Origin of the sequence: Kitasatospora sp. NPDC059648, from assembly GCF_042734825.1 — a bacterium.
GTDB lineage: Bacteria > Actinomycetota > Actinomycetes > Streptomycetales > Streptomycetaceae > Kitasatospora.
On the sequence record NZ_JBHWDU010000045.1, the window covers coordinates 37649 to 63946 of the forward strand.

Here is a 26298-nt window from a genome sequence, read left to right on the forward strand (position 1 = left end):
TGCGGTCGTCTCGGCCGACCTCACCTCCCCCTACCGATCGTGCGTTGCCCGACCGGCCTCGCCACTGCCGTCCGCGGCCTGCACGGCAGCGGCGGCGACCGCCTCCGCGATCATCGTGCCCTCCAGGGACTCCGCTTCCACGTCGTCGACCTCGGGCAGGAAGGGAGCGAGCTCCGGCAGCTCGTCCAAGCCGCGGAGCCCCATCCGTTCCAGGAAGTAGTTCGTCGTCCGATACAGGATCGCACCTGTTTCAGGCTCGGATCCGGCCTCTTCCACCAGTCCTCGCTGTACCAGGGTACGCATCACGCCGTCACAGTTCACACCGCGGACGGCGGAAACCCGTGATCTGGACACCGGCTGCCGGTAGGCGACCACCGCCAGGGTCTCCAGCGCGGCCTGGGTCAGCCGGGCCTGCTGGCCGTCCAGCAGGAAGCGGTCGACGGCCGCGGCGCAGGTGTCCCGGCTGTAGAACCGCCAGCCGCCGGCCACCAGCCGCAGGTCGAACCCGCGTCCCTGGGCGGTGTACTCGGCGGCCAGCTCGCGCAGCGCCCGCGCCACCTCGGCCCGCGGCCGCTCCAGCGACCCGGCCAGCCGCTCCTCCCCGACCGGCTCGTCGACGACCATCAGGACGGCCTCCAGCTCGGCCCTCAGCCCCGGCCCGGCCGGCTCCTCCGCAGCACCGACGGGCTCCTCGGGAACACCTGCCGGCTCCTGCCCGGGAGCACCGGAAGTCGACGGAGCCGACTTCCGGTGCACCACCCGGGGCTCGCCCTCCCCCTGGCCCGGCGCCGCCGACCCGGCCGCCGGCTCCGGCAGCAGCGCGAAGGCCGGCTCCAGCCACTCCTCTGCCCGGGGCCGCCCCGGCAGCCCGAGCGGGCGCCGCACCGGCCGCCCGCCGTCGTTCCCGCCGCTCATCGCCGCCCGCCCTCCTCCTGGGACCGCTCCGGCTCACCCGCCGGCCGGTCGAACTCGTCGGTCACCTCGACCGCGCCCCGGCCCTCCTCGGCCACCCAGCGCACCCGTAGCTCGCCGAGCGCCTCCGGCTGCTCGAAGGCCAGCACCCGCTCCCGGTACAGCTCCAGCAGTGCCAGGAAGCGGGCGACCACCACCAGGGTGTCCGGCGCGTCCGCGACCAGCTGTTGGAAGGAGGCCTCGCCGAGGCCGGTGAGCAGGTCGACCACCAGGGAGGCCTGCTCGCGCACGCTGACCGGCGGGGTGTGGATGTGGTCCACGTACACCACCGGCTTCGGCTTGGGCTCCATGGCCTTGGCCGCGAGCCGGGCGAGCCGCTCCGGCCCGACGGTGATCACCACCTCGGGCAGCAGCTCCGCGTGCCGGGGCTCCAGTCCGACGGTCCGGGGCCGCCGCAGCAGCTCGGCCGCCCAGCGCTCGCCGAACAGCGCCGCCGCCCGCTTGTACGCCCGGTACTGCAGCAACCGCGCGAACAGCAGGTCACGCGCCTCCAGCAGGGCGAGGTCCGCCTCGTCCTCGACCTCGGCCACCGGCAGCAGCCGGGCGGCCTTGAGGTCGAGCAGTGTGGCGGCCACCACCAGGAACTCGGTCGCCGCGTCCAGGTCCCAGTCCGGGCCCATCGCCCGGATGTGCGCCAGGAACTCGTCCGTCACGGTGGCCAGCGCCACCTCGGTGACGTCCAGCTTGTGCTTGGCGATCAGGCCGAGCAGCAGGTCGAAGGGGCCCTCGAAGTTGTCCAGCCGTACCCGGAAGCCGCCCCGCGACTCCTCCTCGGTGGCGTCCACGGCGCTGGCGGCTGGTTCGACGGTGCTCGGCATGACGGTCCATCTTCGCCCGCCCGCACGGCCCGGCCCGCCCCGGGTCCCACCGACACGCCGACACGTCGACTCACCGACACGTCGACTCACCGACCCGGCCGCCGCCGTCGGCGCCCGGCGGGGGCGCCCTACCGGCCGCGCAGCCGCCGGACCAGGATCGAGGCCTCGCCGCGCTGCTCCAGGTCCGCCAGGACGACCGCGATGGCCTCCCGGACGATCCGCCCGCGGTCCACGGCCAGGCCGTGCTCGCCGCGCAGCACCAGCCGGGTGTGCTCCAGGTCCATGAGCTCCTCGGCGGACACGTACACGGTGATCTTCTCGTCGTGCCGCTCGCGCCCACTGGGCCGGCGCGGCGCACGGCCGCGCGGACGGGCGCGTCCGGCGGCGGCCTGCTCCTCGGCGGCACCCGCGTGGGCGCGGGGCGCCGGAGCGGCGGCGGGCCGGCCTCCGGTCACGGTCTTCGCGGCCTGGGCCTCGCCCGGCGCGGCGCCCTGGCCCCCGGCCGTGCGCTGGCCGGGCGGCGGCACCGCGGCGGCCGACTGCTGCTCCTGCGGCGCCCGCCGGTCGTCCTGGACGGCCTCGACCCCTTCGGTGCCGTCCGTGCCGTTGACGGTCCGCGCGGTCTCCGGTCTGGATGCCTCGGCGGCCGGACGCGGCGCGAGGGACGGCGACAGCGCCATCCCGCCGGTGGTCCGGAACAGCTCGTCGGCACCCGGGAGACTCACTCGGCGGGGCGGCACCGGTCGAGCACCTCCCTGGCGAGCTGGCGGTAGGCGGCGGCACCGACCGAGTTGGTCGCGTACGTCGTGATGGGCTCGCCGGCGACGGTGGTCTCCGGGAAGCGCACGGTGCGCCCGATGACGGTGTGGAAGACGTGCTCGCCGAACGCCTCGACGACCCGCGCCAGCACCTCACGGCTGTGCACGGTGCGCGAGTCGTACATGGTGGCGAGGATGCCGTCCAGGCGCAGCTCGGGGTTGAGCCGCTCGCACACCTTCTCGATGGTCTCGGTCAGCAGCGCGACACCGCGCAGCGCGAAGAACTCGCACTCCAGCGGAACGATCACGCTGTGAGCGGCCGTCAGCGCATTGACCGTCAGCAGGCCCAGCGAGGGCTGGCAGTCGATGATGACGTAGTCGTAGTCCGGCAGCAGCGGCTTCAGGGCGCGCGCCAGCGCGGACTCCCGGGCCACCTCGCTGACCAGCTGCACCTCGGCGGCGGAGAGGTCGATGTTGGAGGGCAGCAGGTCCATGCCGGGGACGGCGGTCTTGAGCAGCACCTCATCGGCCGTCAGGCCCCGCTCCATGAGCAGGTTGTAGACGGTGACGTCGAGCTCCATCGGATTGACGCCGAGGCCGACCGAGAGCGCGCCCTGCGGGTCGAAGTCGACGAGCAGCACCCGGCGGCCGTACTCGGCCAGCGCCGCGCCCAGGTTGATGGTCGACGTGGTCTTGCCGACGCCGCCCTTCTGGTTGCACATGGCGATGATCTGGGCGGGGCCGTGCTCGGCGACCGGCGCGGGGATCGGGAAGTACGGGAGCGGACGGCCGGTCGGGCCGACCCGCTCGCGGCGCTGCCGCGCGGCGTCGGGGGCCAGCGTGGCGGCGTACTCCGGGTCCGGCTCGTATTCGGCGTCCGGGTCGTCGTAGGCACCGTAGGCGAACTCGCCGTAGGCCAGGCCGTAGGCCGCCAAGTCGGCGTCGTGGTCGGTCACCGTGGTCACCTGCGCTGTGTTCTGGCGTGCTTCGAAGGTACGGAGTGCGACCGAGCCGACCTCGGCCGAGCCCACGGAGGGCTGCCGGGCCCCGGGCTCCTCACTCGGCTGGCCGGCGGTGAGCTCCGCCAGTCCTGGCTGACCACCCCCGGGAGCAATTGTCGACTCATTCACAAGTCGTCTTACCTCCTTGGGGATCCAGGACTCTATGTCGATTCGTCAGCGTGGCAGCATGCCGACGGTTTGCGACTCTAGGCCGTTCTAGGCGTTCGCAGCAACACAATCCACGGTAGTAGGCACGATGTGTCGACTATCGGGCGGGCTGCTGTCAAGGGATGAGCGGGCTTATGACCCTAACGTTTCTGCGGGCGGTGCGGGTCGGGTGACACGACCGCCTGAAATTGACGACAGAGCGACCCATCCGGTCCACCCGGCGTTCGCGGGCACGGCGAAGCCCCCGGCCCGAACGGATCGGGTCGGGGGCGAACGACCGCCGCGCGGTCAGGGAGTTCAGGCGAGCACGCTCTCCAGCGTGACCGACTCCAGGCCGAAGGCCTCGGCCACGGCCGGGAAGGTGATCTGGCCCTCGTGGACGTTCAGGCCCTTGGCGAGCGCCGGGTCGCGGCGCAGCGCGTCCTTCCAGCCACGGTTGGCCAGCTCCAGCACGTACGGCATGGTGGCGTTGGTCAGCGCGTAGGTGGAGGTGTTCGGGACGGCGCCCGGCATGTTGGCCACGCAGTAGAAGACCGAGTTGTGGACCTCGAAGGTCGGGTCGTCGTGCGTGGTCGGGTGCGAGTCCTCGAAGCAGCCGCCCTGGTCGATGGCGATGTCGACGAGCACGGAGCCCGGCTTCATGCGGGAGACCAGCTCGTTGGTGACCAGCTTCGGGGCCTTGGCGCCCGGGATCAGCACGGCGCCGATGACCAGGTCGGCGTCCAGGACGGCCTTCTCCAGCTCGAACGAGTTGGACATGATGGCCTTGATCTTGGTGCCGAAGATCCGGTCGGCCTCGCGCAGCTTGTTGATGTCGCGGTCCAGCAGGGTCACGTCGTAGCCCATGCCGATGGCGATGGTGGCCGCGTGCCAGCCGGAGACGCCACCGCCGATGACGACGGCCTTGGCCGGGTGGGTGCCGGGCACGCCACCGGGCAGCACGCCACGGCCGCCGGCCGGGCGCATCAGGTGGTACGAGCCGACCTGCGGGGCCAGGCGGCCCGCGACCTCGGACATCGGGGCGAGCAGCGGCAGCGCACCGTTGCCCAGCTGCACGGTCTCGTACGCGATCGCGGTGGTGCCCGAGGCGATCAGCGCGTCGGTACCGGCCCGGTCGGCCGCCAGGTGCAGGTACGTGAAGAGGGTCTGGCCCTTCCGCAGCCGGTGGTACTCGGAGGCGATGGGCTCCTTGACCTTCAGCAGCAGGTCGGCGGTGGCCCACACCTCGTCGGCGGTGGGGAGGATGGTGGCGCCGGCGGCCACGTACTCCTCGTTGGGGATCGAGGAGCCGAGACCGGCGTTGTCCTCGATGTAGACCTCGTGTCCGTTGCGGACCAGCTCATGCACGCCGGCGGGCGTGATGGCCACGCGGTACTCGTGGTTCTTGACCTCGCGGGGGATGCCGACCTTCACGGCTAAACACGTCCTCTTGCCATGGGGGTCCCGACCGGAGAAGACCGGTGGGCGACGCGCACGTGGGGAGCCTCCGGGCAGGCCGGGGCAGGGGGATCGCTGCGCGACGAGTTCGAGTGTAATGAAGCCCAGGCGGCGTGTCAGCCTTCCAAATCGAATAATTTCCCCGAACACATTGGCAGGTTCGTAGGCTTCCACTCGAACCTACCTGCCTAAAGCACTCCAACCGGGCACTTTCGACGATACCTCCGAAACCCCCCTCACCACCCGGCGTCGACCCGTTCCCGCAGGTCCGCGAGGGCGGCCCAGACGGCCTCCCGGCCCCGTTCGTCGCCGATCCGGCGCAGCACCGCCAGGGCTGCCCGGTACTCCCGGTCGGCCTCCTCGAAGCGGCGCTGGGCGGTGTGCGCCTCGGCCACCCGGGCCAGCAGCCGGGCCTCCGCCGCGTGGTCCCCCAGCGACTGCCGCAGTCCGAGCGCCCGCCCGTACCAGTCGGCGGCACGCACCGCGTCGCCGAGCGCCCGGTGACAGCCCGCCGCGCCCTCCAGAGCCCGGGCGCAGAGCGGTTCGTCCCCGACCGCACGGGCGTGTTCCAGGGCGGCCCGGTAGTGCCCGCCGGCCTGCTCCCAGCGGCCCGCCGCCGCCTGGAGGTCGCCCAGATTGAGCAGCGCGGCCGAGGCCCGGCGGGGGCGGCCCTTGCGCACGGCGACGGTGAGCACCAGCTCGTGCAGCCGGTACAGGTCGACGGGGGCGGCCGCACCGGTCAGCGGCAGCGCCCGCAGCAGCGCGGTGACCAGCCGGCCGGCCGAGCCGTCCAGGTCGCCCTGGCCGATCGCGTCGGCCACCGCGCCGAGCAGCAGCTCCCGTTCCCCGAGCAGCCAGTCCCGGGCGTGGTCGGCCGAGCCCAGCCTCAGCGCGGCCGACAGCGGGTCGGGGACCGGTCCGTCGCCCGGGTCGAGCAGGGCACGGGCCGAATCGGTGAGCCGGACCAGCCGCTCCAGCAGCCGGGCCCGGGCGAGTTCGGTCTCGGCGGGCCGGTCCTCCTGCTCCCGCAGCCGGACCAACCGCGGGTAGAGCCGCCCGGGCACCCGGTAGCGCCGGGTGCCGTCGACGGCCGGCGCCTCCTCACCGAGCAGTTCCCGCTCGGCGAGCGCGGCCAGCGTCGCCGCGGCCTCCGGCGCCGGGCAGCCGGCGAGGGCGGAGGCGGTGCGCAGGTCCGCGGTCTGCGCCGGGGCCAGGGTGAGGGTGCGCAGCATCCGCGCCTGGGCGGGCGACAGCCCCCGGTACAGCAGGGTGAAGGCGCCCAGCAGCGGGTCGTTGTCGGGGACGGGCACCGGCTCCGCGGGCTCCGGCCCGGGCTTCACCCAGCTCGCCGGGCTGCCGGCCGGCTCGGCGGCCGCCGGCTCGGGCCCGGCGGACCCGGCGGTGGAAGCGGGTCCGGCCGCCTTCCCTTCCCCCTTCTTCTCCTGCGGCTTGGGCCGCCCCGACCGATCGGCCGTCCCGGGCTCCCCGGCCTTCGCGGACTTGGCCGCCTCGTCCGGCTTCGCGGGCCCCGACTGCTCCCCCACCACCCGGTTGAGCTCGCGCGCCGCCTCGGTGACGGCGAGCTTGGGGTCGGCGCGCAGCCACCCCGCCATCAGCCGCAGCGTGGCGGGCCGGGCGGCGCAGGCCTCGGCGAGGTCGGCCGCGCCGACCGGGTCGCAGGAGATCCGGGTGCCGCCCACCAGGTCGGCCAGCAGTTCTGCGGAGGCCTGCCGGTCCAGGCCGCCGAGGATCACCGGGTCGATGTCCTCGATCCCGGTGAGCGGGCCGGCCGTGGTGGCGAGCACCAGGCAGCCGGGCTCGTCGGCGAGCAGCGGCCACACCTGCCCGGCGTCCCGCACGTCGTCCAGCACCAGCAGCACCTTGAGCCCGGCCAGCGCCTCCCGCAGTGCCACGCAGCCCGGCTCGTCCCGGCCGTCCTCGACGCCCCCGGGCAGCGGCACCGCGGCGCGGGGGTCGAGCTGCTCCAGCAACAGGCGGGCGGCCCGGCCCGGCGGCACCCGCCCGCCGTCGGGGGCGGAGAGCCGGGCGAACAGCACGCCGTCCGGGTAGTCGGCGGCGACGGTGCGGGCGAAGCGGGCGGCGAGCGCCGTGCGGCCCGAGCCGGGCCGCCCGGCCAGCACCAGGAGGGGGCAGCGGCCGCTCACCCGCCGGGTGGCACCCGCCCGCAGCGCGGCCAGCTCGGTGCGCCGCCCGGCGAACAGCGCGGGCCCGGCCGGCAGTCGGTCGAGGCCCGGGACGGCACTCGCGGGCACGTCCGGGCCGTGGTCCATCGTCGCCGTCTTCCTCGCCACCCGTGCCCACTCCCGACGTCATCCCGCGCTCAGCGCCCGGCGCGAAAAAGCGGGCGGCCCGGAACGGGTGCCCTGTCTGGGAAGCGTAGTTCGACCGTCCGGCTGATCCGAGGTGACATCCGGTCGTACGAACCGGCAAATCACCCCAAGGCATCAAGCCGGGTCGTTCGCCGACGTCCCGCGGAGCGCCCGCCCCTCGGAAGGAAGGGCCCGTCCCCCCCCGACGGGCGGACGGCTCCGGAGGCGCTCACGCCTCCGAGGCGCTCAGGCCTCCGAGGCGCTCAGGCCTCGAACGGCCGGGCCGGCCAGGGCGCGTCCGGGCGGCGCAGCCCGTCCAGGCCCTCCGGGGAGGTCAGGGCGGCGTGCAGGGCGAGGGTGCCGGTGATCAGGGTCGGGTTGTGCAGCTGCCCGGCGTGGATCAGCCGGATCAGTTCGGGTACCGGCACCCAGGCGACCTCGATCTCCTGCTCCTCCCCCTCGGCTGCGTAGCGCTCGCCCTCGGCGTCCGACAGGTCGGTCGCCAGGAACATCCGCAGCGCCTCGTCGGTGCCGCCCGGGGAGGTGTAGTAGTCGGCGAGGATCCGCCAGGTGTCGGCCTTGCAGTGGGCCTCCTCGTACAGCTCGCGCTGGGCGGCGTGCCACGGGTTCTCGCCCGGCACGTCGAGCAGGCCGGCCGGCAGCTCCCACAGCCGCTGGCGGACGGGGTGTCGGTACTGGCGCAGCACCAGCACCCGCTCCTTGTCGTCCAGGGCGAGCACGGAGACCGAGCCCGGGTGGGTCTGGTAGTCGCGCCGGGCCCAGCTGCCGTCGGGCATCCGGACCTCCTCGCTGCGCACGCCGGTGACCTTGCCCTGGAACGGCGTGGAGCTGCCCCGGACCTCCCACTCCTCGGCCTTGTCGGCGATCACCACGTCGCGCTGCTCGTCCATCGCTCTCCCCTTTTCGTCAGTACGACACAATCTAACGCCGGACGGCGGCCCCGCGGGAATAGCGGGGCCGCCGTCCGGTGAACGACCGAGGAGGAGACGACTACTCGGCGACCGCGGTCTTGATCTCGATGGCCGCCTTGACCAGACCCGCGAACAGCGGGTGCGGGCGGGTCGGGCGGGACTTCAGCTCCGGGTGGGCCTGGGTGGCCACCAGGTACGGGTGCACCTCGCGCGGGTACTCGACGTACTCGACCAGGTCGCCCTTGGGCGAGAGGCCGGAGAACTGCAGGCCGGTCTTCTCCAGGTCCGCGCGGTAGGCGTTGTTGACCTCGTAGCGGTGGCGGTGGCGCTCCTCGACGTACTGCTCGCCGCCGTAGACCTCACGGACGATCGAGCCCTCGGCAAGCTTGGCCGGGTACAGGCCCAGGCGCATGGTGCCGCCGAGGTCGCCCTTGCCGTCGACGATCGCCAGCTGCTCGGCCATCGTCGAGATCACCGGGTGCTTGGCGGCGGCGTCGAACTCGGTCGAGTTGGCCTCGGGCAGCCCGGCCAGGTTGCGGGCGGCCTCGATGACCACGCACTGCAGGCCCAGGCACAGGCCCAGCAGCGGGATCTTGTTCTCACGGGCATAGGTGATGGCGCCGACCTTGCCGTTGACGCCGCGGTCGCCGAACCCGCCGGGGATGCAGATCGCGTCGACGTCGCCGAGCTGCCCGCGGGCGCCCTCGGGGGTCTCGCAGTCGTCCGAGGTGACCCACTTGATCTCGACCCGGGCGTTGTTGGCGAAGCCGCCGGCGCGCAGCGCCTCGGTCACCGACAGGTAGGCGTCCGGCAGGTCGATGTACTTGCCGACCAGGGCGACCTTGACGATGTGCTGCGGCTCGTGGACGCGGCGCAGCAGGTCGTCCCAGGTGGTCCAGTCCACGTCACGGAACGGCAGGTCCAGGCGGCGCACCACGTAGGCGTCCAGACCCTCGCCGTGCAGCACCTTGGGGATGTCGTAGATCGACTTGGCGTCGATGGCCGCGACCACGGCCTCCTCGTCCACGTCGCACATCAGCGAGATCTTGCGCTTGATCGCCTGCGGGACCTCGCGGTCGGCGCGCAGCACGATCGCGTCGGGCTGGATGCCGATGTTGCGCAGCGCGGCGACGGAGTGCTGGGTGGGCTTGGTCTTGAGCTCGCCCGAGGGGCCGATGTACGGCAGCAGGGAGACGTGCACGAAGAACACGTTGTCCCGGCCGACCTCGTGGCGGACCTGCCGGACGGCCTCCAGGAACGGCAGCGACTCGATGTCGCCGACGGTGCCGCCGACCTCGGTGATCACCACGTCGACGTCCTCGGTCGCCATCCGGCGGATGCGGGACTTGATCTCGTTGGTGATGTGCGGGATGACCTGGACGGTGTCGCCCAGGTACTCGCCGCGGCGCTCCTTGGCGATGACCGTCGAGTACACCTGGCCGGTGGTGACGTTCGCGGAGCCGTGCAGGTTGGTGTCCAGGAAGCGCTCGTAGTGACCGATGTCGAGGTCGGTCTCGGCGCCGTCGTCGGTGACGAAGACCTCACCGTGCTGGAACGGGTTCATGGTGCCCGGGTCCACGTTGAGGTACGGGTCCAGCTTCTGCATCGTCACGCGCAGGCCGCGGGCCTTGAGGAGCGCGCCGAGGCTGGAGGCGGTCAGCCCCTTGCCGAGCGAAGAGGCGACACCCCCGGTGACGAAGAGGTGCTTGGTCGTCACGGCGCGGCCGTTCGCTGCCTTGCCGGAATGGGGCTGTGCCAAGAGGGGGCTCCCGTGGGTCGCGTGTCGAAGGTGACGTGGGCGGGAGGCTCGCGGCTCGCCGGGCGACGGGAGGCCGGCGAGTGCTCGGCGCTCGTAGGGTCGTCGGTTCGGCTGGTCCGGGGCGTTTGACCCCGCCGGTCCACGGGATACCAGGGTATCAGTGACCTGACCGGGACGCCCTTCGGCCCGCGCGCGGCACTCCGGGAGCGTACGCCGGGCGCACCACCGGCGCATCATGCGCCGCACGAGTCACACCGGTCGCACCACCCGCCGGACCGGGCCAGCCGGAGCGAGCCGTCCGGGCCACTCCGGCCCCTCCGTTACGGCCACCCGGAGCTGATCCTTCCGGGCCATCCTGGGCCGCGTCCCCGCGATGCACGGCATTTCCGCCGAATTGCGGCGCCACACGAGGCTGCGCCCGCGTGCTTCGCCCCTTTCGTCCGTCGTAAGCTGCACGGACGCATCGCGACAGCACGAGCACGCGGAGGGCGTGGGAGCGTCAGGACACTCCCGGTCCCCGATGCGCGACCGGACCTCCCCGTAATCCAGCTCCTCCCCATCCACCCTCAGGGGCTCGACCGAGCCCCGCGCGGACACTCCAGCAAGGCCCGCCACCACCCCGGCGGGCCGGACGTCCCGGGGTGAACCTCCGGCCCCGCAGACCGCTCGCTCCCCCGTTCGCCGATGCCCTGACCACATTGCGAACTGGAGATCCACGTGGCCGGCCGTATCGAGGACTACGCACTCATCGGGGACATGCAGACCGCTGCCCTGGTCAGCAGGGACGGGGCGGTGGACTGGCTGTGCCTCCCCCGCTTCGACTCGCCGGCCGTGTTCGCCGGCCTGCTCGGCACCGATGAACACGGCTTCTGGCGGATCGGCCCGGCCGAGGCCGTCGTGACCGAGCTCCCCGCCCCTGCCGCCACGGCCCTCACCACCGCCGGCCGGATCCGCATCGCCGCCCCCGGCGACCTGCGCGTGCCCCCGCCCACCGCCGCCGCCCCCGCCCTGCCCGCCGACCGGCGCCGCTACCGGGGCGACTCGCTGATCCTGGAGCAGGAGTGGGACGCCCAGGGCGGCACCGTCCGGGTGATCGACTTCATGCCGCCCCGCCCGCTGGCCGGCCGGGACTCCGTCCCCCAGGTGATCCGGATCGTCGAGGGCGTGGCCGGCGCCGTCCGGATGCGCTCGGCGCTGCGGATGCGCTTCTCGTACGGCCGGATCGTCCCCTGGGTGCACCGGGTGGAGCAGGCCGACGGCGGCCACCGCACCGTCGCCATGGCCGGCCCCGACTCGGTCTGGCTGGACGGCGAGGCCGAGACCTACGGCCGCGACCTCACCACGTACGCCGACTTCACCGTCCGGGCCGGCGAGCGGATCGCCTTCGCCCTCACCTGGCAGGCCTCCCACCTGGAGCCCCCGGCCGTCCCGGACGCCGAGGGGATGCTCGACGCCACCGCCGACTTCTGGCACGACTGGGCCGACCAGTGCACCTACCAGGGCCCCTACCGCGAGGCCGTGATCCGCTCGCTGATCACCCTCAAGGGCCTCACCTACGCCCCCACCGGCGGCATCGTCGCCGCCCCCACCACCTCCCTGCCGGAGGACATCGGCGGCGAGCGCAACTGGGACTACCGCTACACCTGGCTGCGCGACGCCGCGATCACCCTCTCCTCACTGCTGCGCACCGGCTACCGCGAGGAGGCCCGGGCCTGGCGCGAGTGGCTGCTGCGGGCCGTCGCCGGTGACCCGGAGAACCTGCAGATCATGTACGGCATCGCCGGCGAGCGCGAGCTCAACGAGACCTCGCTGGAGTGGCTGCCCGGCTACGAGGGCTCCCAGCCCGTCCGGGTCGGCAACGGCGCCGCCGGGCAGCTCCAACTCGACGTCTACGGCGAGGTGGTGGAGGCCCTGCACCTGGCCCACATGACCGGCCTGGTCCGCAACGACCACGCCCACCACCTCCAGCTGCGCCTGATCGAGTACCTGGAGGACCACTGGCAGAACCCGGACGAGGGCATCTGGGAGGTCCGCGGCCCGCGCCGGCACTTCGTCCACTCCAAGGTGATGGCCTGGGTCGCCGTCGACCGCACCATCAAGCTGCTGGAGCAGACCCCCGAGGACGCCCCCGCCGACGGCCACCTGGAGCGCTGGCGCCAACTGCGCGACACCATCCACCGGGACGTCTGCGAGAAGGGCTACGACCCGGAGCGCAACACCTTCACCCAGTACTACGGCGGCCATGAGCTGGACGCCTCGCTGCTGCTCATCCCCCAGGTCGGCTTCCTGCCGCCGGACGACAAGCGGGTGATCGGCACCATCGAGGCGATCCAGCGCGAACTGTCCACCGAGGACGGCTTCGTGCTGCGCTACCCGACCCACGACGAGTCGGGCAACAACGTGGACGGGCTGTCCGGCCACGAGGGCGCCTTCCTGGCCTGCTCGTTCTGGCTGGCCGACGACCTCGCCATGATCGGCCGGGTGCAGGAGGCCCGCGAGCTGTTCGACCGGCTGCTGTCACTGCGCAACGACCTCGGGCTGCTCGCCGAGGAGTGGGACCCGCGGCTCAAGCGCCAGGTCGGAAACTTCCCGCAGGCCTTCAGCCACGTCCCGCTGATCGACACCGCCCTGCGGCTGACCGCCTGCGGCGCCGCCTACCTGTCGGCCCAGCCCGACGGCCCGGCCGCCGACCGGATCGAGCAGGCCACCGTCTAGTCGGGGGCTGTCCGGCGGGTCCTGTCGGATCAGCGGCCGGACAGGCCCTGTTCGCGCTGCACCAGCTCGTCGTAGGTGCTGAGCACCTGGGCGACGGTGGCGGCCTCGTCCGGCCAGGTCTCGGCCTGCTGCCGGCCGGCGGCCACCAGCTGCTCGCGGCGGGCGGGGTCGGCCAGCAGCTCGCGCACCGCCCGGCCGAGCGCCGCCGGATCGCCCGCGGCCACCAGCACGGCGGCGTCGCCGACCAGTTCGGGGATGCCGCCCACGGCGGTGGCCACCACCGGCACACCGGCCCGCATCGCCTCCTGGACCACTAGCGACCGGGCCTCCCAGCGGCTGGAGAGCACCACCACGTCGGCGGCGGCCAACAGGTCGGGCACGTCGGTGCGGTAGCCGAGCAGCCGCACCGGCAGCTTCTCGGCGGCCACCCGCTCGCGCAGCGGGCCCGCCTCCGGGCCGTCCCCGGCGAGCAGCAGCAGCGGCTCCGGGTCCAGCGCGGACAGCTCGCCGGTGGCGTCCAGCAGCAGCCCGAAGGCCTTCTGCGGGACGAGCCGGCCGACCGCCAGCACCAGCGGGCGGTCCGGGCCGTCGCCGAGCAGCGCGGCCCGCGCCTCGGCCCGGCCGATCCGGCCCTCGGGCGTCGGCGGGGCGGCCACCGGGCCCAGCCGGGCGTCCGTGGCGCCCAGTTCGCGGGCCCGGGCGACCAGGTCGGAGGAGGCGCCGAGGACCAGGTCGGCGGCACGCGCCACCCGGCGCTCCATCAGCCGCTGCAGCCGCCGCTCCATGCCGGTGGCCAGCAGCGCGTGGTGGGAGGTGACCACCAGCGGGGTCTCCGGGCGCAGGCCCGGGAAGCGGCCGGCGGTGCGCAGCGCGAGGTCGGACAGCAGCCCGGCGCGCAGCCCGTGGGCGTGCACCACGTCGGCGCCGGTGAAGGCCCGGCGCAGCTCGCCGATCGCGGTGGCGTCGCTGCGGGCGCCCGCGGTGGGGGTGATGTCGACCTTGTGGAACCGCGCGCCCGTGCGGGAGAAACCGAACAGCGCGTCCGTACCGGCCGGTGCGCAGACCGTCACGATCACCCCGTGCGCGACCAGGCCCTGGGCCAGGGAGCGCACGTGCGCACCGATGCCGCCGGTGCTGGCGGCCAGGACGAGTACCACGTGCAGCTGCCCCGGTTCCGGGGCGGCCGCGGTGGCCCGGGCAGCGGAATGGTCCACGTCGTCTCGCATCCGACTCGATCAGGTTCGCGCGCCGCTTCGCGAGGGTTGCCCGCCGGGCGGCGCTCGGGACTGGAAAGCCAGTGTCCAGCCGCCACCATGCCAGGTCGGCGGCCCTCTTGGACAGTCGGCGCCACGGGGGGCGCGCCGTCGTCCTGCGGTGAGGGCCGCCGCCCCGGACTACCGGTGGCGGGGGGCCCGGGCGGCGGCCAGCAGCTCCTCGGCGTGGGCGCGGCCCAGCTCCGAGTCCTCCAGGCCGGCCAGCATCCGGGAGAGTTCGCGCACCCGCTCCTCGTCGTTCAACACCTTGACGCCGGAGCGGGTCACGGTGCCGTCGTTGGTCTTCTCCACCACCAGGTGCCGGTCCGCGAACGCGGCCACCTGCGGGAGGTGGGTGACCACCACGACCTGGGCGGTTTCGGCCAGTTTGGCCAGCCGGCGGCCGATCTCGACCGCGGCCTTGCCGCCGACGCCCGCGTCCACCTCGTCGAACAGGTAGGTGGGGACGGGGTCGGCGCCCGCGAAGACCACCTCGACGGCGAGCATCACCCGGGACAGCTCACCGCCCGAGGCACCCTTGGCGATCGGGCGCGGCTGGGCACCGGGGTGGGGAGCGAGCAGCACCTCGACCTCGTCCACGCCGTGCGGTCCGTACGCGACGCTGCGCCCGTCCACCTCGATCCCGGCCAGGTCGTCGAGCCGGGTGATCGAGAAGGTGACCCGGGCGTGCGGCATGGCCAGTTCGGCGAGTTCGGCGGAGACGGCCTCGGCGAAGCGCCCGGCGGCGGCCTGCCGGGCGGCCGACACCTCGGCCGCCAGCTCGGCCAACTCGGCCCGCAGCTCCGTCTCCTGGGCGCCGAGCTGGTCGATCCGCTCGTCGTCGCCGTCGAGTTCGGCGAGCCGGGCGGAACCGGCCTCGGCCCAGGCGATCACCTCGGCGAGGGTGTTCTCCTCGCCGCCGTACTTGCGCAGCAGCTGGGCCAGCACGGCGCGGCGGTCCTCGACCGCGGCCAGCCGCACCGGGTCGGCGTCCAGGTCGTCGGCGTAGCCGGCCAGGTCCCCGGCGACGTCGGCCAGCAGGTAGCCGACCTCGTTCAGCCGGTCGGCCAGGGCGGCGAGGCGCTCGTCGTGGTGGCGCACCGCTTCCAGGGCGCGCCGGGACTGGGCGAGCAGGGTGCCCGCGTCCAGCGCCTCCGGGTCGGCCGGGTCACCGGCCAGGGCGGCGTGGGCGAGGGTCGCCGCGGAGGACAGCGCGTCGGCGTGGCCGAGCCGCTCGGCCTCGGCGGCCAGCTCGACATCCTCGCCGGCCACCGGCTCGGCGGCGGCGATCTCGTCCAGGCCGAAGCGGAGCAGGTCGGCCTCCTGGGCGCGCTCGCGGGCCCGGGTGGTCAGCTCCTCCAGGGTGGCCGAGACCTCGCGCAGGGCGCGGTAGGTCTCCCGGTAGCGGGCCAGCGGCTCGGCCACCGACTCACCCGCGTAACGGTCCAGCGCGCCGCGCTGGCGGGCCGGGCGCAGCAGCCGCTGCTGGTCGGTCTGGCCGTGCACGGCGATCAGGTCCTCGCCGAGCTCGGTGAGCAGCCCGACCGGGACGGCCCGCCCGCCGACGTACGCCCGGGAGCGCCCCTCGGCGGAGACGGTGCGGCTGACCAGCAGGGCGCCGTCGTCCAGTTCGGCCCCGGCCTCGACGGCGCGCGCCGCCACCGCGGAGTCGGCGGGCAGTTCCAGCCGGCCCTCCACCACCGCGCGTCCGGCGCCGTGCCGTACCAGGCCGGGGTCGGCGCGTCCGCCCAGCAGCAGGCCGAGGCTGGTCACGACCATGGTCTTGCCGGCGCCGGTCTCACCGGTCACGGCGGTGAAGCCGGGGGCCAGCTCGACCACCGCGTCGTCGATGACCCCAAGATCCCGTATCCGCATCTCGTCCAACACGGAGACGACCTTACGAGGTTCCGCCCCCGGAGCGCGACGAGCGGCAACGGCGCGCGGCAACTCTATGCCCCCGAGTTCACCCCTTCCGGGAGGTTCCGGCGGCGGTGGGCACCGTGCACCACGGCAGGAAGAGCTGCACCAGCGGGCCGATCAGCAGCGCGTACAGGACCGTGCCGACCCCGGCGGTGCCGCCGAGCAGCAGTCCCGCGGCCAGTACGGTCAGCTCGATGCCGGTGCGGATCAGCCGCAGCGAACGCCCGGTGCGCCGGTGCAGGCCGGTCATCAGGCCGTCGCGCGGGCCGGGGCCCAGGCGCGCGCCGATGTAGAGGCCCGAGGCGACGCCGTTGAGCACCACCGCGGCAGCCATCAGCGCCACCCGGGCCGGCAGGCCGTGCGGGCCGCCGACCAGCCGCAGGGTGAGGTCCATCGCCGCGCCGATCATCAGCACGTTGGCGACGGTGCCCACCCCCGGGCGCTGGCGCAGCGGGATCCACAGCAGCAGGACGAGGGCGCCGCAGATCGTCACCCAGGCGCCCACGGTGAGCCCGAGCACCCGCTGCAGGCCCTGGTGGAAGACGTCCCAGGGGTCGAGGCCGAGGCCGGAGCGGAGCATCATCGCCATGCTCACCCCGTACAGGGTGAGGCCGACGGCCAGCTGCGGGAGGCGTCGGCCCAGTGCGTCGGTGTCGCCGAGGATCCGGACGGCGAGACCGGGTCGGGCGGCCGGTTCGGAGGCGGACGCGGACGTCGGGGCGGTCGTGGGCGTCGTCGGGGCGGACGCGGACGTCGGGGCGGTCGTGACGGCCAATGGTGCTCCTGCGAGTGGTGCCGCACCCCGGGGGACGGCCCCGGTGGTGGCGGCTCGACGGCCGCCCTGCCATGATGAACAGGCCAATACCGCCCTCGACAGGGCCAATCCTCAGCAAGTGGACTGATGCGCGATGGCCGACTGGCACACCACCGTCACCCCGCCCGCACTGGCGAGGCTGCTCGCCACCGCCCGGCTCCCCGAACCGGCCACCGCTCGCCGCCCCGCCTACCGCACCCTCGCCGGACAGATCCGGCTGCTGGTCAGCGAGGGCCGGCTGCCGGTCGGTGCCCGGCTGCCCGCCGAACGCGAACTCGCCTCCGCCCTGGACCTCAGCCGCACCACCGTCGCCACCGCCTACGAGACCCTGCGCGGCGACGGCTACCTGCACAGCCGCCGCGGCGCCGGCAGCTGGACCTCCCTGCCCGACGGCGCCCCGCCGCCCAGCGACGCCCTGCACCCCGTCCCGCCGGACGAGCAGGGCCGGATCCTGGACCTCGGCGTCGCCGCCCTGCCCGCCCCGCAGCCCTGGTTCGGCCGGGCCGCCGCCCGCGCCGTCGAACTGCTGCCGCACTACGCCTCCGGGCACGGCCACTACCCCACCGGCGTCCCGGTGCTGCGCGAGGCCGTCGCCCGCCGCTACACCGAGCGCGGACTGCCCACCACCCCCGACCAGATCCTGGTCACCACCGGCGCGATGGGCGGCCTGCACCTGGTCCAGCGGGTGCTGGTCGGCCGCGGCGACCGGGTCGCCGTCGAGGCCCCCAGCTACGCCCACACCCTCCAGGCCCTGCGCCTCACCGGGGCCCGCCTGGTGCCGGTCCCGTACGCCGCCCGAGCCCGGTGGGACCTGGAGGAGTGGCAGCGGGTGCTGCGCGGGGCCGCCCCCAAGGTCTCGTACGTCATCCCGGACTTCCACAACCCGACCGGCGCGCTGATCGACGAGGAGCAGCGCCGCCGGCTGCTGGCCGCCGCCCGGGCCGCCGGGAGCATCGTGCTGGTGGACGAGACCACCGCCGAACTCGGCTGGGGCGTCCCGGGCTCCACGCCGCTTCCGCGCCCGATGGCGGCGCTGGACCGCTCCGCCCAGGTGGTCACCGTCGGCTCGGCCGGCAAGCTGCTCTGGGGCGGCCTGCGGATCGGCTGGGTCCGGGCCGCGCCCGCACTCGTCCGGCGACTGGCCACCGAGCGGGTCTACAGCGACGTCGGCACCCCGGTGCTCGACCAGCTGATCGCCGCCGAACTGCTGGGTGAGCCGCTCCGGGACGTCCGCGCCCACCAGTTGGACCGGCTGCGCGCCACCGCCCACGCCTTCGCCGCCGCACTGTCCGAGCAGCTGCCGGACTGGGGCTTCCCGTTGCCGCCCGGCGGCCTCTCGCTCTGGGGCTCCACCGGCGGCCTGTCGGGCGCGGCGCTGGCCCGGGCCGGGGAGCCCGCCGGGGTCCGGATCGCGGCCGGCAACCGGTTCGGCTCGGACGGCGCCTTCGAGCACCACATCCGGCTCCCGCTCACTGTGCCCGCCGCGGCCGTTCCCGCCGCCGTCGAACGACTGGCCGCGGTGGCCGCCCGCGCGACGGCGGGCGGCCGGTTCGGCCCGGCCGACGAAGGCCAGGCACTCGCTGTCTGACGCTCCGTCAACCGGGCGCCGTCAGCAGGACTGGTCCGACCTCCCGCGCCAACCCGTCACCGGGAGCGCGAACTTGGCCACCAGCCGGTCGGTGAACGGCGCCCGGTGCAGCCGGGCCAGCCGCACCGGCGTCTGCCCCCGGCGCACCTCCACCCGTGCCCCGGCGGGCAGTTCGACCGAACGCCGCCCGTCGCACCAGAGCACCCCGTGCGGGGTCTTGGGCTGCACCTCGACGGCCAGCACCGAGTCCGGCGAGGTCACCAGCGGCCGGGCGAACAGCGCGTGCGCGGAGATCGGCACCATCAGCAGCGCCTCCACCTCCGGCCACACCACCGGCCCGCCGCCCGAGAACGCGTACGCGGTCGAGCCGGTCGGCGTCGCGCAGACCACCCCGTCGCAACCGAAGTTGGAGACCGGGCGGCCGTCCACCTCGGTCACCACTTCCAACATCCGTTCCCGGGACGCCTTCTCGATCGACGCCTCGTTCAACGCCCAGTCCTGGTGCACCACATCGCCGTTGGTCCGGACGATGACGTCGAGCGTCATCCGCTCCTCGACCTCGTATTCGGCGTCGACCACCCGCTCGACCACCACGGCCAGGTCGTCCCGCTCGGCCTCGGCCAGGAAGCCGACCCGGCCGAGGTTGATGCCCAGCATCGGCAGCCCGTGCGAGCGCGCCAACTCCGCGCCGCGCAGCAGCGTCCCGTCGCCCCCGGCGACCAGAATCAGCTCGCAGCCGTCCGCCGCACCCGGCCCCTCGGCGACCTTCTCGACCCCCTCCGGCAGGTCGAGGTCCACTGCCTCGGCCTCCAGCAGCCTGATCCGGAGCCCCGCCTTCAGCAGCCCGTGCACCAGGCCCTCGACGCTGCGCAGCGCCGCCTCCCGGCCGGTGTGCGCGATCAGGAAGACCGTACGTTCTTCATCGCTCATGCCGCTGCCCTCTCCCTACGCCTGCCGGGTCGACCTCGGCCCGGTGCGGCCGCGCCATACAGCATGACGGGCCGGACGCTCGCAGAGCACCCTACCGGGGCCCTTCCGCCACGGCCCGGTCCGCCTCCGCGGGGTCCAGCTGCGGGGCGTCCCGGCGCATCCAGAGGAAGTACTCGACGTTCCCCGACGGCCCCGGCAGGGGGCTGGCGGTGACCGCGCGCACGCCCAGCCCCAGCTCCCACGCCTGCCCGGCCACCTGGCGCACCATCTCCGCGCGCAGCTGCGGGCTGCGCACCACCCCGCCGCTGCCGAGCCGCTCCTTGCCGATCTCGAACTGCGGCTTGACCATCAGCACCAGGTCCGCGTCCTCGGCCGCGCAGCCGGCCAGCGCCGGCAGCACCAGCCCCAGCGAGATGAAGGACAGGTCGCCGACCACCAGGTCGACGGGGGTGCCGCCGATCATCTCCCGGGTCAGTTCGCGGACGTTGGTGCGGTCCATCACCGTCACCCGCTCGTCGCTCTGCAGCGACCAGGCGAGCTGCCCGTAGCCGACGTCCACCGCCAGCACGTGGGCGGCGCCGGCGCGCAGCAGCACGTCGGTGAACCCGCCGGTGGAGGCACCCGCGTCCAGCGCCCGGCGGCCCTCGACCACCAGGCCCTGCGGCACGAAGGCCGCGAACGCCCCGGCGAGCTTGTGCCCGCCGCGCGAGACGTAGTCGGGGTCGTTCTCGTCCTTGGCCACCACGACCGCCGCCGAGGTCTCCACCTGGGTGGCCGGCTTGGTCGCGGTGGTGCCGCCGACGGTCACCCGCCCGGCCGCGATCAGCTCGGACGCGTGCTCACGCGATCGGGCCAGCTTGCGGCGGACCAGCTCCGCGTCGAGTCGGCGTCGTGCCACTGCCACTGGTGCTTCAGCTCCTACGGGTCCTGCGGATCAATCCTGGTCGAGCGCGGCCAGCAGGTCGGCCAGCCGCTGGTGAACATCTTCGTACACCGCGACGTGGGCCTCGGCCGGGACCCCGTCCAAAGCCTCCAGCCGGGCCAGCCCGGCGTCCACCCCGGGGTGCCCGGTGGGCAGCAGTTCGACGCCGAGCGGCCCGGTCGCCTCCCCCGGGCTCCCGCCCTCACTCGTCCCGGACATCCGGCTTCTTCGCGCTGGTGGCCTTGCGGACGGTGGTCTTCTTCGTCGCCGTGCGCTTGGCCGCCGCCTGGGGCTCGGCGCCGTTCCGCTCGGGCTGCTTCCGCCGCGCGGCGGCGCTCTTTTTGACGGTCGCCTTCTTCCCGACGGCCTTCTTCGCGGCGGGTGCCTTCTTCGCGGCGGGCACCCCCTCCGTCCCGGCGACGGGCGACCCCATCTTCCCCGCGGCGGGGTCCTCGGCCGCCTCTGCCACGGCCTCCCGAAGGGCGGCCTCCGTCTTCGGTGACAACGGCGGATCGACCTCGACCGGCTCGTCCACCTCCACGCGCTCGGCCACTACCGGCCCCGTCGCCACCGGCTCGTCCTCGAACTCCCAGCCGCGCCCGAACAGGTCGTCCGCCCGGGGCGCCGGCGGCGGCCCGTCCTCCGGGTGCGGCGCCGCGTACCGGTCGGGGGCCGGCTTCGTCGCGGCCGGCTCCTCCTCGACCTCGCGCAGCTTGCTCTCCAGGTACGCCAGCACCACGCCGACCTTGGTCACCTGGTCGCCGACCTTCTCGAAGGCCTTCTCCACCTCGTTGCGCGCCACCCCGACGGCCAGGTCCACCCCGGCCCGCCCCGCGGTGACCGCCTCCTCCGCCAGCGTCTGCAGCGTCTTGGCCGACGGCGGGAACTGCCCGCCCAGCTTGCGCTCGACCTCGGAGATGTCGACGCCGGTCTTCTCCAGGACCGCGGCCGCCGTGCCTGCGACCCGCTTGCCGACCTCCTCCACCACCACGGCGGCGGCCGCCACCGCTCCTCGCACCGTCCTCGGCAGCATCCGGGTGCCTCCTCCGCGCCTGCGCGCGCCTCGCTCCGTCGCCCTCGGCACCCGGGCGTTTCCGGGCACCCCACTGACGACGCTACCGCCAAAACCCTCCTGAGGTACCGTGGCCCGGCAGTCCGCACCACAGCGACCTGGGGATGGAGCGACCGCCATGGCGAACGCCGAGGAGTGCCGGGAAGCACTGGAACAGCTCAGCCGGAACATCGCGAACTCCACCGGCGACGTCCGCAAGGCCGCCGCCCTCGACCGCTCGCTCAGCTGCCGGATCACCGACCTCGACCTGACCTTCACCGGCCGCCTGCGCGACGGCCGGATCCAGGACGTCGTCACCACACCCGGACGGCCCACCGAGAAAGCCGCCATCCGGCTCACCATGACCAGCGACGACCTGGTCGCCCTGGTGGGCGGCGACCTCGGCTTCGCCGCCGCCTGGGCGAGCGGCCGGGTGAAGCTGGAGGCCGGCCTCCGCGACCTGCTGCGGCTGCGCACCCTGCTCTGAGGCCCCCGCCGAACGGTCAGAAGCCGAGCTCGGCCAGCGCCTTCCGCCCGTCGACCGGCCCGCCGTCCGCCGCGTCCAGTGCCGTCCAGGCCGCCGCGCACAGCGCCCGCAGGCCGTCCCAGCGGCCCCCGGAGCCGGCCAGCCGCAGCGCGCCGCCCTCCGCCGTCGCGGTCCAGCCGCCGCAGCAGAAGCCGCCGTCCGCCGCCGTCACCGCCGGCTGCGGGACCAGCAGGCCGCGCAGGTCGGCCGCCAGGTAGGCCGGCCGGTGCTCGACCGGGGCCGCCAGCAGCTGCGCCGGCGTGGTGACGCCGGTGAACACCAGCAGGCTGTCCACGCCGCCGTTGAACGCACCCTCGATGTCCGTGTCCAGCCGGTCCCCGACAACCAGCGGACGCCGGGCGCCGGTGCGCAGCACGGTCTCCCGGTGCATCGGCGGAAGCGGCTTGCCCGCCACCTCCGGCTCCACCCCGGTCGCCGCCCGCACCGCCGCCACCAGCGTCCCGTTGCCGGGCGCGATGCCGCGCGCGGTCGGCACCGTCATGTCCGTGTTCGAGGCGACCCACGGCAGCCCGCTGCGCACCGCGTAAGCGGCCTCCGCCAGCTGCGGCCAGCCCACCGACGGGTCGAAGCCCTGGACCACCGCGAGCGGCTCCTCCGCCATCGAGCGGACGGCCACCAGCCCGCGCTCGGCCAGCGCCTCCTCCAGCCCCGGGCCGCCCACCACCAGCACCTTCGCCCCGGCGGGCACCTTCTCGGCGACCACCCGGGCAGCGGCCTGGGCCGAATTGATGACGTCGGCCGACTCGGCGGGCACGCCCAGCTCGGTCAGGTGCTCGGCGACCACCCGCGGCGGGCGGGAGGCGTTGTTGGTCACGTACGCGAGCCGCATCCCGGCCGTCCGGGCGGCCGCCAGCGAGTCCACCGCGTGCTCGATCGCGTGCGGGCCGGCGTAGACCACGCCGTCCAGGTCCAGCAGCGCCGTGTCGTACGCCTCGGTCAGCGGGCGGTCGCTGCCGCCGGGGGCGGTCCGTCGCGCGGTGGTGGCCGTCTCGGTCATGCCTGCCCAATCTCGTCCACCGCAGCGCCGTGGGGCACTGCGGTCCGTCTGCTCGTCTCTCCCGCCCGGTCAGGCGTCGTCGTCGACGCCTTCGGGCCCTCCCCCGGCCTGCTGCGGCAGGTTCGGCTCCCGGTAGCCGGGTGCGCCGGGCAGCAACGGGCCGAACGCCCCGGCGCGGGCCGCGAGGGTCGCCCTGGTCTGCCGCAGCGCCGACCGGTAGTGGTCGGTCTCCGGGCGCATGGCCACGGCCAGCGCCAGGTGCTCGGCCGAGGTCTCGAAGTCGCCCAGCCGGGCCGCAGCGACGCCCCACCCGAACTGAGCGTAGTCGTCCGACGGATCAGCCAGCGCCACGGCCCGGAAGTTCTCCAGCGCCGCCGCGTACGAACCGGCGTCGAACTGCGCCCGGGCCAGCGCCTCCCGGATGCTCCGCGAGTGCGGCTCGGCCTCCGCGGCGCGGGCGAGCAACTGCTCGGCCGCCGCCGGATGGCCCTGCGCCAGCAGCTTCGCGCCCCGGCGGAACCAGTCGTAGACGTCCCCCGCGGGCTCCCCGGGCCGCCCCTGGGCCGGGACTCCCCCCGTCGGCGGCGTCCCGCCCGGCACGCCGCCGTCCACCCGTTCCTGCCCGTCCTCCATGCCGTACCTCGCCCTCGGTCACACACCCGCCCGACCGCTCGGCACGGGCATTCCGATCTCTCAACAACGCGTACCCGGTTACGATGCCCAGAATGAGCACACCCAGTGCAGAAGACGGAGTCGAGACTCCCGAGGGCGGCCCCGGTGACCCCGGGCACGTCGCCACCGCAGGCCTGTCCCTGTCCCCCTTCCGTGGCCTGCGCTACGTCCCCGACCGGGTCGGCGCGCTGGCCGCGGTGATGTCCCCGCCCTACGACGTCGTCGACCCGGGGCGCCGGCTGGACCTGGAGACGGCCGACCCGCACAACGTGGTCCGGCTGATCCTGCCCCGGCCCGAGCCCGAGGACGCCGGAGACCGACCCGACCGCGACACCAAGTACCGGCACGCCGCCCGGCTGCTGGCCGGGTGGCAGCGCGAGGGCGTCCTCGCCGCCGACCCGGAGCCGGCGATCTACGTCTACGAGCAGCGGGTCCCGGCGACCGGCGACACCCCCGAGCTGCTCCAGCGCGGTCTGATCGGCGCCCTCGCGGTGAGCGGCCCCGAGGCCGGCGTCGTCCTCCCCCACGAGGACGTCATGCCCCGGCCGGTCGCCGACCGGGTCGGCCTGATGCGCACCACCCGGGCCAACCTCGAACCGCTGCTGCTCACCTACCGGGGCAACGGCGGCGCCTCCGGCGTCATCGAGCGGACGGTCGAGGGCGCGCCGCTGCTGTCCACCACGACCAGCGACGGCACCCACCACCGCCTGTGGGCCGTCACCGACCCCGCCATGCTCGGCGAGATCAGCCGCGACCTGGCAACCTGCCGGGCGCTGATCGCCGACGGCCACCACCGCTGGGCGATGTACCTGCGGCTCCAGCGTGAGCACCGCCACCTGCCCCGCAGCCCGTGGGACCGCGGCATGGTGCTGCTCGTGGACACCGCCCGCTACCCGCTGCGGGTCCGGGCCATCCACCGCGTGCTGTACCGGCTGCCGGTGGCCGAGGCGCTGGAGAAGCTCGGCGACCGGTGGAAGGTCAAGGAGGTCCCCGGCCCGCTGCCCGCCGCCCTCCAGGCGCTCGCCGAGCAGAAGCGGCACGGCGGCAACGGCTTCGTCCTCACCGGCGGCGACGGCGTCTTCTGGCTGCTCAGCGAGCCCGAGGAGGCTCTGCTCGACGCGACCGTGCCGCACGACCGGCCCGAGGAGTGGCGCCACCTGGACGCCACCGTGCTGCACGCCACCCTGCTCGACCACACCTGGCACGTTCCCGACGGCCCCGACGACATCGGATACCTGCACACCGGCGTGGCCGCCGAGCGCGAGGCCGCCCGCGCGGGCGGGACGGCCGTCCTGCTCCATCCGGTCCGGGAGAGCGTGGTGCGGCGGCTGGCCGAACAGGGCGTCACGATGCCGCGCAAGTCCACCTCGTTCGGGCCGAAGCCGGCCACCGGACTGGTACTGCGCAGCCTTCCCCTGGGGTAGCAGGGGTCCCGGACGCCGTGAGGCCCTGCCGCTCCTTCGGGAACGGCAGGGCCTCACGGCGTTCAGGGCGCTCAGGCCTGGGCGTCGTCGCCCTTGGCCTCGTCCTTGCCGGCCTCGGCGGGCTGCTCGGTCTTCTCCCCGGCCTCGTCCGCCTCGGTGTCCTTGGCGCGCTCGGGCACCACGCCGTCGAAGTCCTCGTCGATTTCGAGGTCGTCCTCGTCGTAGTACTCCTCGACGTCCTCCTCGTCCTCGAAGATCACGCGGTCGTCGGCGTTGTCGCCGCCGCGCTTCTTCGCCGCCGGGGCGTCGGCCTGCTCGGCGTCGTCGTCGGCCAGCTCCGGGTCGAGCGCGTCGGTGAACTCCACGCCGTCGATCTCGGCCAGGCGCTCCGAGGCGTTGGTCGAACCGTCGGTGTCGGCCTCGGCGGCCTTGGCGAACCAGTCACGGGCCTCGTCGCCGCGGCCGGCCGCGATCAGCGCCTCGGCGTAGGCGTACCGCAGGCGGGCGGTCCACGGGTGCACGGCGCTGGAGGCCAGCTCCGGGCTCTGCAGGGTGACGACGGCGGCGTCGAACTGCTCCATGTCGCTGCGGGCACCGGCCGCGACCAGGCGCATCTCGACCTGGCCGGCCTTGTCCAGCTGCTTCACCTCGGGCTCGCCGGCCATCGCCAGCGCCCGCTCCGGACGGCCCAGACCGCGCTCGCAGTCGGCCATCACGGGCCACAGGTCGGCACGGCCGGTCATCCGGCGGGCGGCGCGGAACTCGGTCAGCGCCTCGGAGTACCGCTGCGTCATGTACGAGGCGAACCCGGCCGCCTCGCGGACGGCGGCCACGCGGGAGGCCAGTCGCAGCGCGACGCGCGAGTACTGGTACGCCTCCTCGGGCTCACCGTCGAGCAGGCGGGCCACCATCACCAGGTTGCGGGCGACGTCGTCCGCGAGGGTCTTGGGCAGGCTCTTGAGCTCCTGGCGCACGTCCGCGTCCAGCTCGAAGCCGGTGACGTCCTCCGGGATCGGCAGGCGCTTGACGGGCTCGTAGTTGCCGCGGCGGTCGTCGTAGTCCCGACGGTCGCCGCCGCGGTCGTCGCGGCGGTCGCCGCCACGGAAGCCGCCCTGGCGGTCGTCACGACGGAACCCACCGCGATCGCCGCCACGGTCGTCACGGCGGAATCCGCCGCGCTCGCCGCCGCGGTCGCCACGGTCGCGGTAGGACGGACGGTCGTCACGACGCGGACGGTCATCACGGTCGTCACGACGGAACCCGCCCGGACGGTCATCACGGCGGAAGCCG

General features: G+C 74.4%; 22 protein-coding genes. 4 read left to right on the forward strand and 18 right to left on the reverse strand.

Going from position 1 to position 26298, the window contains the following annotated elements; all coding sequences use genetic code 11:
* Positions 1 to 30 precede the first annotated feature (30 nt).
* The 8 genes from ACFV1W_RS24465 to ACFV1W_RS24500 form a co-directional block, all read right to left on the reverse strand.
* On the reverse strand, positions 31 to 624 hold the full coding sequence (locus tag ACFV1W_RS24465) for an SMC-Scp complex subunit ScpB (protein ID WP_380419379.1): 594 nt from the start codon (positions 622 to 624) through the stop codon (positions 31 to 33).
* A gap of 287 nt (positions 625 to 911) precedes the next feature.
* Positions 912 to 1790, reverse strand: a complete 879-nt coding sequence (locus ACFV1W_RS24470; RefSeq protein WP_380419362.1) for a segregation and condensation protein A — start codon at positions 1788 to 1790, stop codon at positions 912 to 914.
* Positions 1791 to 1918: 128 nt separating this feature from the next.
* Complete coding sequence (locus ACFV1W_RS24475) at positions 1919 to 2515, reverse strand: hypothetical protein (RefSeq protein WP_380419363.1); 597 nt, start codon at positions 2513 to 2515, stop codon at positions 1919 to 1921.
* Positions 2512 to 3579, reverse strand: a complete 1068-nt coding sequence (locus ACFV1W_RS24480; RefSeq protein WP_030245868.1) for a ParA family protein — start codon at positions 3577 to 3579, stop codon at positions 2512 to 2514. The genes ACFV1W_RS24475 and ACFV1W_RS24480 overlap by 4 nt, the downstream gene beginning before the upstream one ends.
* Before the next feature lie 435 nt (positions 3580 to 4014).
* Complete coding sequence (ald, locus tag ACFV1W_RS24485; RefSeq protein WP_380419364.1) at positions 4015 to 5130, reverse strand: alanine dehydrogenase; 1116 nt, start codon at positions 5128 to 5130, stop codon at positions 4015 to 4017.
* A gap of 260 nt (positions 5131 to 5390) precedes the next feature.
* On the reverse strand, positions 5391 to 7466 hold the full coding sequence (locus ACFV1W_RS24490) for a tetratricopeptide repeat protein (RefSeq protein ID WP_380419365.1): 2076 nt from the start codon (positions 7464 to 7466) through the stop codon (positions 5391 to 5393).
* 281 nt (positions 7467 to 7747) lie between these two features.
* The gene (locus tag ACFV1W_RS24495; protein WP_380419366.1) at positions 7748 to 8395 is read right to left on the reverse strand and encodes an NUDIX domain-containing protein; all 648 of its coding nucleotides are present in this window, start codon (positions 8393 to 8395) and stop codon (positions 7748 to 7750) included.
* A 100-nt stretch (positions 8396 to 8495) separates the two neighbouring features.
* The gene (locus ACFV1W_RS24500) at positions 8496 to 10175 is read right to left on the reverse strand and encodes a CTP synthase (protein ID WP_380419367.1); all 1680 of its coding nucleotides are present in this window, start codon (positions 10173 to 10175) and stop codon (positions 8496 to 8498) included.
* 717 nt (positions 10176 to 10892) lie between these two features.
* On the opposite strand from ACFV1W_RS24500, the gene ACFV1W_RS24505 reads away from it, so the two are divergent.
* Positions 10893 to 12890: a glycoside hydrolase family 15 protein gene (locus tag ACFV1W_RS24505; RefSeq protein ID WP_380419368.1), complete on the forward strand. Its 1998-nt coding sequence runs from the start codon at positions 10893 to 10895 to the stop codon at positions 12888 to 12890.
* Positions 12891 to 12919: 29 nt separating this feature from the next.
* On the opposite strand, the gene ACFV1W_RS24510 is transcribed toward ACFV1W_RS24505, so the two are convergent.
* The 3 genes from ACFV1W_RS24510 to ACFV1W_RS24520 all read right to left on the reverse strand — a co-directional run bounded on the left by ACFV1W_RS24510 (position 12920) and on the right by ACFV1W_RS24520 (position 16727).
* Positions 12920 to 14104: a glycosyltransferase family 4 protein gene (locus ACFV1W_RS24510; RefSeq protein ID WP_380419369.1), complete on the reverse strand. Its 1185-nt coding sequence runs from the start codon at positions 14102 to 14104 to the stop codon at positions 12920 to 12922.
* Between the two features lie 180 nt (positions 14105 to 14284).
* Positions 14285 to 16018: a DNA repair protein RecN gene (recN, locus tag ACFV1W_RS24515; protein ID WP_380419380.1), complete on the reverse strand. Its 1734-nt coding sequence runs from the start codon at positions 16016 to 16018 to the stop codon at positions 14285 to 14287.
* 88 nt (positions 16019 to 16106) lie between these two features.
* Complete coding sequence (locus tag ACFV1W_RS24520) at positions 16107 to 16727, reverse strand: YitT family protein (RefSeq protein WP_380419381.1); 621 nt, start codon at positions 16725 to 16727, stop codon at positions 16107 to 16109.
* Between the two features lie 244 nt (positions 16728 to 16971).
* Here ACFV1W_RS24520 and ACFV1W_RS24525 point away from each other — a divergent pair, with 244 nt between their 5' ends.
* Positions 16972 to 18465 carry a PLP-dependent aminotransferase family protein gene (locus ACFV1W_RS24525; RefSeq protein WP_380419370.1) on the forward strand — a complete coding sequence of 498 codons (1494 nt, stop codon included), beginning with the start codon at positions 16972 to 16974 and terminating at the stop codon, positions 18463 to 18465.
* Between the two features lie 21 nt (positions 18466 to 18486).
* Here the strand turns inward: ACFV1W_RS24525 and ACFV1W_RS24530 are convergent, their stop codons facing one another.
* The 4 genes from ACFV1W_RS24530 to ACFV1W_RS24545 all read right to left on the reverse strand — a co-directional run bounded on the left by ACFV1W_RS24530 (position 18487) and on the right by ACFV1W_RS24545 (position 21350).
* Positions 18487 to 19395, reverse strand: a complete 909-nt coding sequence (locus ACFV1W_RS24530) for an NAD kinase (protein WP_380419371.1) — start codon at positions 19393 to 19395, stop codon at positions 18487 to 18489.
* 91 nt (positions 19396 to 19486) lie between these two features.
* Positions 19487 to 20293: a TlyA family RNA methyltransferase gene (locus ACFV1W_RS24535; RefSeq protein WP_380419382.1), complete on the reverse strand. Its 807-nt coding sequence runs from the start codon at positions 20291 to 20293 to the stop codon at positions 19487 to 19489.
* Between the two features lie 36 nt (positions 20294 to 20329).
* Complete coding sequence (locus ACFV1W_RS24540) at positions 20330 to 20536, reverse strand: hypothetical protein (protein WP_380419372.1); 207 nt, start codon at positions 20534 to 20536, stop codon at positions 20330 to 20332.
* The gene (locus ACFV1W_RS24545) at positions 20520 to 21350 is read right to left on the reverse strand and encodes a hypothetical protein (RefSeq protein WP_380419373.1); all 831 of its coding nucleotides are present in this window, start codon (positions 21348 to 21350) and stop codon (positions 20520 to 20522) included. Before ACFV1W_RS24545 ends, ACFV1W_RS24540 begins: the two co-directional genes overlap by 17 nt.
* Before the next feature lie 157 nt (positions 21351 to 21507).
* Here ACFV1W_RS24545 and ACFV1W_RS24550 point away from each other — a divergent pair, with 157 nt between their 5' ends.
* A complete protein-coding gene (locus tag ACFV1W_RS24550; RefSeq protein WP_380419374.1) occupies positions 21508 to 21855 on the forward strand; it encodes an alkyl sulfatase C-terminal domain-containing protein in 348 nt (115 codons plus the stop codon).
* A 16-nt stretch (positions 21856 to 21871) separates the two neighbouring features.
* Here ACFV1W_RS24550 and ACFV1W_RS24555 read toward each other — a convergent pair whose 3' ends face one another.
* Positions 21872 to 22912 carry an HAD-IIA family hydrolase gene (locus tag ACFV1W_RS24555; protein WP_380419375.1) on the reverse strand — a complete coding sequence of 347 codons (1041 nt, stop codon included), beginning with the start codon at positions 22910 to 22912 and terminating at the stop codon, positions 21872 to 21874.
* A 69-nt stretch (positions 22913 to 22981) separates the two neighbouring features.
* Positions 22982 to 23545 (reverse strand): tetratricopeptide repeat protein, encoded by a 564-nt coding sequence (locus ACFV1W_RS24560; RefSeq protein ID WP_380419376.1) that lies wholly within the window; start codon positions 23543 to 23545, stop codon positions 22982 to 22984.
* 92 nt (positions 23546 to 23637) lie between these two features.
* Between ACFV1W_RS24560 and ACFV1W_RS24565 the strand changes: the two genes are divergently transcribed.
* Positions 23638 to 25008: a DUF1015 family protein gene (locus ACFV1W_RS24565; protein WP_380419377.1), complete on the forward strand. Its 1371-nt coding sequence runs from the start codon at positions 23638 to 23640 to the stop codon at positions 25006 to 25008.
* A 71-nt stretch (positions 25009 to 25079) separates the two neighbouring features.
* Here the strand turns inward: ACFV1W_RS24565 and ACFV1W_RS24570 are convergent, their stop codons facing one another.
* Positions 25080 to 25982 carry a tetratricopeptide repeat protein gene (locus tag ACFV1W_RS24570; RefSeq protein ID WP_380419383.1) on the reverse strand — a complete coding sequence of 301 codons (903 nt, stop codon included), beginning with the start codon at positions 25980 to 25982 and terminating at the stop codon, positions 25080 to 25082.
* Positions 25983 to 26298: the final 316 nt, after the last annotated feature.